The 8,256-nt window shown below is 68.4% G+C and carries 7 protein-coding genes; all 7 read right to left on the bottom strand.

The features are described 5' to 3' along the window. Positions 1-396, bottom strand: a 396-nt coding sequence (locus tag D7V80_RS25130; protein WP_233585703.1) for a hypothetical protein, incomplete at its 3' end; no start/stop codon positions are given. Then, complete coding sequence (locus D7V80_RS25125) at positions 393-1,592, bottom strand: hypothetical protein (protein ID WP_120590577.1); 1,200 nt, start codon at positions 1,590-1,592, stop codon at positions 393-395. The genes D7V80_RS25130 and D7V80_RS25125, both read right to left, overlap by 4 nt. Beyond that, positions 1,589-2,149, bottom strand: coding sequence for a cytochrome c (locus D7V80_RS25120; protein WP_014399396.1), 561 nt, complete (start codon positions 2,147-2,149; stop codon positions 1,589-1,591). The genes D7V80_RS25125 and D7V80_RS25120 overlap by 4 nt, the downstream gene beginning before the upstream one ends. Further along, positions 2,146-2,691: a DUF3341 domain-containing protein gene (locus D7V80_RS25115; protein WP_014399395.1), complete on the bottom strand. Its 546-nt coding sequence runs from the start codon at positions 2,689-2,691 to the stop codon at positions 2,146-2,148. The genes D7V80_RS25120 and D7V80_RS25115 overlap by 4 nt, the downstream gene beginning before the upstream one ends. Positions 2,692-2,695: 4 nt before the next feature. Then, positions 2,696-4,132, bottom strand: a complete 1,437-nt coding sequence (gene nrfD / locus D7V80_RS25110) for an NrfD/PsrC family molybdoenzyme membrane anchor subunit (protein WP_120590576.1) — start codon at positions 4,130-4,132, stop codon at positions 2,696-2,698. 5 nt (positions 4,133-4,137) lie between these two features. Next, on the bottom strand, positions 4,138-7,353 hold the full coding sequence (locus tag D7V80_RS25105) for a TAT-variant-translocated molybdopterin oxidoreductase (protein ID WP_120590580.1): 3,216 nt from the start codon (positions 7,351-7,353) through the stop codon (positions 4,138-4,140). Then, positions 7,350-8,012: a cytochrome c3 family protein gene (locus D7V80_RS25100; protein ID WP_120590575.1), complete on the bottom strand. Its 663-nt coding sequence runs from the start codon at positions 8,010-8,012 to the stop codon at positions 7,350-7,352. The genes D7V80_RS25105 and D7V80_RS25100 overlap by 4 nt, the downstream gene beginning before the upstream one ends. Positions 8,013-8,256 lie beyond the last annotated feature (244 nt).

Here is an 8,256-nt window from a genome sequence, read left to right as displayed (position 1 = left end):
CTTCTGGGCCTCGGTCGTGATGACCTGGCCCATGGCCTGCTCCAGCGACTTGTGGGCGGTGACGCCCGGCTGGTCACCCCAGCCGTTCTTCAGCGCCTGGTGCTGGCCGCCAATCTTCTCCGCCGCGCGCCAGTCCTGCTCGAACAGGCGCTGGTTCACGATGCCCACCTCGTACTGGCCCACCGCGGCGGGACGCGGGGGAGGACCGTCCGGCTGGGCCTCCTCCATGGTGACGACCTGGATGCGCCAGGCCCACACCGCGCCCACGAAGAAGAGGACCATGGCGCCCACACCGACGCCGATGATCTTCCCCATGACGAGGTGGTCTTCCTCGGCCGCCACGCCATGCGCGCCGACGATGACCCGCGATTCGACTTCGGACTGGGTCTTCTTCATGGCTGCACGTACCTCAGGGACTCCGCGATGTAGGGGTCCTTCACCGGGAAGGTGTACCGACCGCGCGCCCGGAACAGGGCGTAGCCCACCGCGACACCGCCCACGCCCACGAAGGCCGTGAGAATCGTCCAGTGGAACGTCGGACCGGCCTCACCGGAGAACGCCGGCCAGATGAGCCAATACAGGTCCACGGCGTGCATGAGAAGCATGTAGGTGGCGGCCACCGCCAGGGTCCCGGGCTTCTCCTTCAGCTTGCGTGACAGCAGCGTGAAGAACGGCAGCACGAAGTGGCCGAAGAAGATGACGTAGGAGACGCCGCGCCACGGGCCGAACATGCGCAGGCCGTACCAGGGCGCCTCTTCCGGGATGTTGGCGATCCACACCAGCAGGAACTGGGAGAAGCCGATGTAGGCCCAGAACGCCGTGAAGGCGAAGATGAGCTTGCCCAGGTTGTGGTAGTGCGACGTCTTCACCAGGCTGCCGTAGAGGTCCTTGCCCTGGGCCCGCACCGTGGCCAGCGTGAGGACGCAGAAGGCGGCCAGGAAGCTGCCGGCGAAGTAGTAGGCGCCGAAGATGGTGGACTGCCACAGCGGGGTGAGGCTCATCAGCCAGTCGAAGGCGGCGAAGGTGATGGTCAGCGCCAGGAAGGGCAGGGCGCCCGGGGAGAACTTGCGCTGCTTGACGGTGAGCTCCAGCCCGCCCACCTCGTCCTGCTGGGTGCTCCAGCTGTACAGCCGGTGGGAGACGAAGATCCACACCGCGAAGTAGATGACCTGGCGGACGGCGAAGAAGCCCAGGTTCAGGTAGTGCTCCTTCTTGTGGTGAAGGTGCTCCACCTCGATGCCGTGGATGTTGGCGGCCAGCGGAGAGCCATCCACCCAGGGGTAGAGGTACTTCATCATCGGGATGAGGGCGAGGATGAGCACCGCGAAGACGGGCACCGCGATGGAGATGGTCTCCATGGCGCGGCGCAGGACGATGGGCCACTTCGCCTTGGCCGTGTGGAAGATGGCCAGCATGATGAGGGCGGCCACGCTGATGCCGACCCAGTAGGTGAAGCCCAAGAGGAAGCTGAAGCTGGTCGCCTCCGGGTTCATGAAGAAGCCCACGGCGGTGAGCACGAGGCCCACCACGCCCAGGCCGAACGCGGGCACCATCAGCTTGGGCGTGCCGGTGTAGCGCTCCATGGCAGTCATCGGTTCTCCTGCGGGACGGGCTGCGTCCCGGCGGTGCTGCGGGCGGCCTGCAGCGCGCGCACATAGGCGACGACGGCCCAGCGCTCACGCGTGTCGAGCTCACCCGAGAAGGACGGCATGATGCCGTAGCCCTCGTTGATGGCGGTGTAGAAGTGGCCGGCCGGCTTGTCCGCGAGCTCCAGCAGGGACGGCGGCAGACGCAGCGCCATGTTCTCCGCGACGACGCTGTTGCCGTCGCCGAGCACGCCATGACACTGCGAGCAGACGATGTTGTACTTCTTCTGGCCAAGCTCCAGCAGGTGCTTGTCCACCGGCAGCGGGATGGCGTTCACGGCCACGCCGTTGGCGCGGCCCGTGGAGATGCCCGGGTTGCCCACCGGCCGCTCGCGCGGGACGGTGCCGGCGGGGGGCACGCGCATGGCGCGGCCGTCCGGCCAGAACTCGGACGTCTCGTAGTACTCGTACTTGGCCTGGGTCTCCATGCGCTGGAGGAACTCCGAGCTGACGTTGCAGCCCGTGAGCGCGGCGAGCCCGGCGGCGGGGATGAGCCACCTCATTCGTTCTCTCCCGAGACAACGGTCACGTGGGTCGCGCCCAGGGCCGTCAGCTGGTTCTTGACGTCCGCGGCGTCCGTGCCCGTGGGGTGCGGGATGCTCAGCCAGTAGCCGTGCGTGGACGCGCTGCGGAACTCTTCCGACTCGAAGGCCGGGTGGTAGGGCTGCGGCAGCTTGCTCAGGCCGAGCAGGCCGAAAAAGATGCCGAACGCGGCGAACAGCACGCTCAACTCGAACGTGATGGGCACCCAGGCCGGCAGGCTCAGGATGGGACGGCCACCCACGTTGAGCGGGTAGTCGATGCTGTTCATCCACGTCTGCATCGTGAGGGCGGTCACCATGCCGGTGAGGCCGCCACCCAGGGCGATGAAGGGCACGCGAGAGGGCGGCAGACCCAGCGCCTCCGACCCGCCGTGGAGCGGGTAGGGGGAGTAGGTGTCCATGCCCTGGAAGCCCTTTTCCCGCATCTGCCGGGTGGCATCCACGAGGGCTTCAGGCGTGGCGAACTCGGCCAACACCCAGGAATCAAGGACCTTGGCTTCCATGATGCTAGTGCGCTCCGTGGGTGAGGGTGCCCGCGCCGCCGGTGTCCGCGCCGTGGCTGTTGGCGTGCGCGGCGTGCTTGAGCTCCAACTGGAGCTCCTTCACCTCGCTCACCGCGACGGCCGGGACGAACTTGAGGAACAGGAGGAACAGGGTGCCGAACAGGCCCAGCGTGCCGATGTAGATGCACCAGTCCACCCAGGTCGGCGTGTAGATGTCCCACGACGAGGGCAGGAAGTCCTGGGAGAGCGACGTCACGATGATGATGAAGCGCTCGCACCACATGCCGATGTTCACCGCGATGGACGCCACCCACATGATGGGGATGCTGGTGCGGGCCTTCTTGAACCAGAAGATGTTCGGGGTGATGACGTTGCAGGCGATCATCAGCCAGTACACGCCGGCGTAGGGGCCCGTGGCGCGGTTCACGTAGAAGGTCCAGAACTCGTACTGGTTCATGGAGTACCAGGCGATGAAGTGCTCCATCAGGTAGCCGTAGGACACGAGCAGGCCCGTCGCCAGGATGACCTTGTTCATGTTCTCCAGGTGGCGGTCCGTGATGACGTCCCGGAGGCCCAGGTACTTGCGGGCGGGCACGATGAGGGTGATCACCATCGCGAAGCCGCTGAACACGGCGCCGGCCACGAAGTAGGGCGGGAAGATGGTCGCGTGCCAGCCCGGAATCTGGGACACGGCGAAGTCGAACGACACGATGGTGTGCACGGACACCACGAGTGGCGTCGAGAGGCCGGCCAGCAGCAGGTAGGCGATCTTGTAGTTGTGCCAGTGGCGGCCGGAGCCGCGCCAGCCGAGGGCGAACAGGCCGTAGATGGTGCGCTGCAGCTTCGTCTTGGACGAGTCACGCAGGGCGGCCAGGTCCGGGATGAGGCCCACGAACCAGAAGAGGGCGGACACCGTGAGGTACGTGGAGATGGCGAACACGTCCCACACGAGCGGCGAGCGGAACTGCGCCCAGGCGCCCAGGGTGCTGGGGTAGGGGAACAGCCAGAAGGCGAACCAGGGACGGCCCGTGTGGAGCAGCGGGAAGAGACCCGCGCACATGACCGCGAACAGCGTCATGGCTTCCGCGAAGCGGTTGATGCTCGTGCGCCACTTCTGCTGGAAGAGCAGGAGGATGGCGGAGATGAGCGTACCGGCGTGGCCGATACCGACCCACCAGACGAAGTTGATGATGTCGAACGCCCAGCCCACCGGCTGGTTGTTGCCCCACACGCCGATGCCGCGCGCGAGGGTGTACGTGACACCGACGACCAGGAGGCCCAGCGCCGCGGACGAGATGCCCAGCAGCATGAACCAGCCCTTGCCGGGCTTGCGCCAGACATGGTCGAGCAGGGTTTCATTGAGGGACTTGTCGTCGTGGTGCGGCGCGACGAGGTCCCGGGGCTCGAGGGGGTCGAGCGGGAGGTGTGCGGTCTCGGCCATGACGGTCAGTGACCTCCTTCGTGCGCCGGCGCGGCATCAGCAGGGGCGGCGGGCACGAGGGCAGGGTTGGGGTTGCGCAGGCGGATGAGGTGGGCGGTGCGGGGGCGGGTGCCCAGCTCGTGCAGCAGCCGGTAGGCACGCTCGTCCTCGTGGAGCTGGGTGACGCGCTGGGCGGGGTCCGCCAGGGAGCCGAAGGCGATGGCCTGCGTGGGGCAGGTCTGCTGGCACGCCGTCTGGAGCTCCTTCTCCTGGATGAGGCGCTTCTCGACGCGGGCGTTGATGCGGACCCGCTCGATGCGCTGCACGCAGTAGGTGCACTTCTCCATGACGCCGCGGTTGCGCACCGTGACGTCCGGGTTCATCAGCATCTTCTCGGTCGGCGTCTTGCCCTGCGTGTAGTGCAGGTAGTTGAAGCGGCGGACCTTGTACGGGCAGTTGTTGGAGCAGTACCGCGTGCCGATGCAGCGGTTGTACACCATGTCGTTGAGGCCCTCGTCCGAGTGCACGGTGGCGTTCACCGGGCAGACGTACTCGCAGGGGGCCTTCTCGCAGTGCACGCACGCGACGGGCTGCATGACCATGGCGGGGTCGTTCTCATCGCCCTGGAAGTAGCGGTCGATGCGCAGCCAGTTCATCTCACGGCCGCGGCCCACCTGCTCCTTGCCGACGACGGGGATGTTGTTCTCCGCCTGGCACGCCACGACGCACGCGTTGCAGCCCGTGCAGCGCGACAGGTCGATGGACATGCCCCACTTGTAGCCCTCTTCCGGCTTGGTGGCGTACTGGAAGTCCGGCAGGTTGTTCTGCTTGCCCAGCTCGTGCTTGGCCTGGACGCGCTCCAGCGTGTGCTCCGTCTCCTTCGACGGGTGCGCCAGCTCGCTGACGGTCATGTCGAGCGCCAGCGGGCGGCCCTCCATGCGCCAGTGGTACTGGGTGCGGGCGAACTTGTGGCTGCCGCGGACCTTGGTCAGCTTGGCGCCGCCGTCGAACCAGGGGGCGTTCACGCTGCGCAGCAGGTTGGCGTTGAAGCCGATGTCCTTGGCCACGACCTCGTGGAGGCCGGTGCGGCCGTAGCCCAGCGCCACGGTGACGGTGTCGTCCGCGTTGCCGGGGAGGATGGTGACGGGGACCTGCAGCTTGCGTCCGCCGTACTCCAGCTCCGCGACGTGGTTGTTCTCCAGGCCCAGCCTCTTGGCCGTGGCCGGGCTGAGGATGGCGGCGTTCTCCCAGACGATCTTCGTGATGGGGTCCGGCGTCTCCTGGAGCCACGCGTTGTTGGCGAACCGGCCGTCCAGGACGCGGTAGTCGTGGACGAAGTTGATCTCCAGCTCACCGGCCGCGGGCGGCTGGTAGGCGGCGACCAGCTGCGAGGCGGCGCCCGTGTCCGGGGCGGCCGTCGTCAGCGCGGCGGCGGTGCTGCCGGGGACGATGCCCTCGGAGACCCAGGTCTCCCAGCGGGTCTCGAAGTCGGCGCGGCCAGCCTCGCCACCCTGCGCGGCCCAGTAGTCACGCACCAACTGGTAGGCGGGGCGGAAGGGCTCGTCGAGGAACAGCGCGAACAGCTCCGCTTCCGGCACGCCGTTGAAGAGCGGCTGGATGAGGGGCTGCGCGATGCTGACGGTGCCGTCGGCCGCGCGGCCGTCGCTCCAGGTCTCCAACTGGTGCGCCAGGGGCACGAACCAGTCGGCGAACTTGGAGGTCTCGTCCTCGTAGTGGCCCGCGTACAGGACGGACAGCGCCTTGCGGTTGGCGTTCTGCTTGGGGTCCAGCACCTCCGCCAGGCCCGCGTCCACCGGCAGGGCGTAGACGGGGTTGGTGGCGGTGATGACCAGCGTGTCCACCTTGCCGGCCTTGATGTCCGCGACCAGCGCGCTGATCTCCGACAGGCCCGAGGCCTCCGGGGCGGCGGCCGGGACGAGCTTCACGGTGGTGCCCACGTTGCCCAGCGCGGCGTTGATGGCCTGCGCCAGCGCGTGCACGGCGGCGGGCTGGCGCTCACCGGCGAGCACCACGGAGCGGCCGGCCTTCGACTTGAGGTCCTGGGCCACGGCCTGCACCCACGACTGGGTCTCCGGGCTCAGCGAGCCGGCCTTGCCGGACGCGCCCAGGCTGGCGGCGGGGCCACCCACGGCCTGCGCCAGCGCGGCGGCGATGCCGAAGACCTCGGCGGACTTCACGCGCTTGCGGTGGTCCGCCATGCCGCCGGTGATGGACATGCGGGATTCGGCCACGTACAGGCGGTTGAGCTCGCCGTTCTTCGGGTCGCGGCGGTCCGCGAACTGGCGGTTGAGGGCCAGGTTCTCCGGGCGGCTCTCCAGGAAGTCCGCGTCCAGGGAGACGATGACGTCCGCGCGGCTCAGGTCGTAGACGGCCTGGACCGGCTGGCCGAACAGGGCGCGGTTCGCCTGCGCGGCGGCGGAGTCCGTGATGGACGAGAACGTGTGGAAGCGCGCGTTGGGCAGCTTCTTCTGGATGCGGCCCGTCACGTCGCGCAGCGTCGGCGAGCTGATGGGCTCCGTCAGGAAGCGCAGGCGGCTGCCACCGTCCGCCGCGGCCCTCTGGCTGACGAGGGCGGAGATGTCCTCGGCCAGCACGCGCAGCGAGCGGGGGTTGTTGCCCTGGCGCAGCACGCGGGCGCGCTGCGGGTCATAGAGCGAGAGCAGGAACGCCTGCTCGAAGACGCCGGCAGCGCCCTGGTTCACGGGGTGCTGGGGGTTGCCTTCGATCTTCACCGGGCGGCCTTCGCGCGCGGTGATGAGCAGGCCGGAGGTGTGGCCTCCGAGCGTCATGCCGGACGCGTAGTGCAGCGGGTTGCCCGGGGTCACTTCCGGCGGCGTCTTCGTGTACGCCACCATCCGCTCATCCTGCGGACGGGTGCTGCACGCGGTGGCGCCGGCCAGGGCGAGCGACGCGCCCATCAGCTGCATGAACTCGCGGCGGGCGAAGCCGGTGGGGGGAAGGTCCGCGCCGACGGGGAATTCCGGGCGGGTCTCCTCCAGGAACTCCGGCGTGGCGAGCTTCTCCTCCAGGCCGAGCCAGTACGTCTTGCCGTACGCGCCCTCCGCCGGGACGGCGCGGGTGGAGGCGTGCTCGAGCGCCTCGCCCACGACGTCGTCGTGAGCGTGCGCGTGGGGGGCGGCCTCGTTGCGGCCCGAGACGACCGGGAGCGCGAAGGACGAGGGGGTTTCCTGCGCGGGCGCGCTGTCAGGCTTGGTGTTCATCGGTGGCATGTGGAGCAGCTCGTGCGCGAGTGAACGTCGTATTCCTTGATGAGCGTCTCAGCGAGGGCCTCAGCTTCCGCCTTCGCCGTGGGGGGCGCCCAGGTCATGCTGGTGATGAACTCCGGGGGCCGGAGGTTGGGGCCGGGGTTGCGGTGGCAATCCAGGCACCAGCTCATCGTCAGCGGCGCGGACTGCTCGATGGCGCCCATCTGGTCCACGCGGCCGTGGCAGGTGGCGCAGCCGACGCCCTTGCCCACGTGGATGGAGTGGTTGAAGTAGACGTAGTCCGGCAGGTTGTGGACGCGGACCCAGGGGATGGGCTGGTCAGCGAAGAACGCCTTGCGGACCTCGGTGAGGTACGGGCTCTTGTTCCACACCTGCGCGTGGCAGGACATGCAGACCGTGGTGGAAGGGATGCCCGCCGACGGGGACTTCTCCACCGTCCAGTGGCAGTAGCGACAGTCGATCTGCTCGTCACCGGCGTGGTGCCGGTGGTCGAACTCGATGGGCTGTTCCACCGGGCGTGCCTGATTGGTCACGAGCGGAGAGCGCACGTAGGCCAAGAGGCCGCCGATGGCGATGGCGGGCACGGCGAGGAGCATCGCGGCCGACAGGCGCGACACCGTATTCGTCCAGCGTGGGAAGAGAGGGCCGCTCATACCAGGACCAGGGGCAAGGGGACTGAAGGCGACATGAAAGCAGGGGTGGACGCGGGAAAACCGTTCGGCGCGGAAGTCAGGGGGGCCGTCCCGGTCCCGGTGGACCGGGCGGGGGGTGGCTCCTGGCGCTCAGACGGCAAGGCAGTCACGTCCAACGAACCTCTAGGATGGTGCCGTGGGCGCGGGTCCCTCATGAACTTCCCGACCCAATGCGGCGCGGGACCATCATTCATGAGCACGGCAG

The sequence above is a fragment of the Corallococcus sp. CA054B genome, from assembly GCF_003611625.1.
GTDB lineage: Bacteria > Myxococcota > Myxococcia > Myxococcales > Myxococcaceae > Corallococcus > Corallococcus coralloides.
The sequence above is the reverse complement of the archived record's forward strand: the minus strand, read 5'-3'. Positions and strand labels throughout refer to the sequence as shown.

Excerpts from the sequence above, each read along its gene's own strand:
- D7V80_RS25125 (WP_120590577.1), bottom strand. The coding sequence starts at position 1,592 with ATGACTGCCATGGAGCGCTACACCGGCACGCCCAAGCTGATGGTGCCC.
- D7V80_RS25120 (WP_014399396.1), bottom strand. The coding sequence starts at position 2,149 with ATGAGGTGGCTCATCCCCGCCGCCGGGCTCGCCGCGCTCACGGGCTGC.
- D7V80_RS25115 (WP_014399395.1), bottom strand. The coding sequence starts at position 2,691 with ATGGAAGCCAAGGTCCTTGATTCCTGGGTGTTGGCCGAGTTCGCCACG.
- nrfD (WP_120590576.1), bottom strand. The coding sequence starts at position 4,132 with ATGGCCGAGACCGCACACCTCCCGCTCGACCCCCTCGAGCCCCGGGAC.
- D7V80_RS25105 (WP_120590580.1), bottom strand. The coding sequence starts at position 7,353 with ATGAACACCAAGCCTGACAGCGCGCCCGCGCAGGAAACCCCCTCGTCC.
- D7V80_RS25100 (WP_120590575.1), bottom strand. The coding sequence starts at position 8,012 with ATGAGCGGCCCTCTCTTCCCACGCTGGACGAATACGGTGTCGCGCCTG.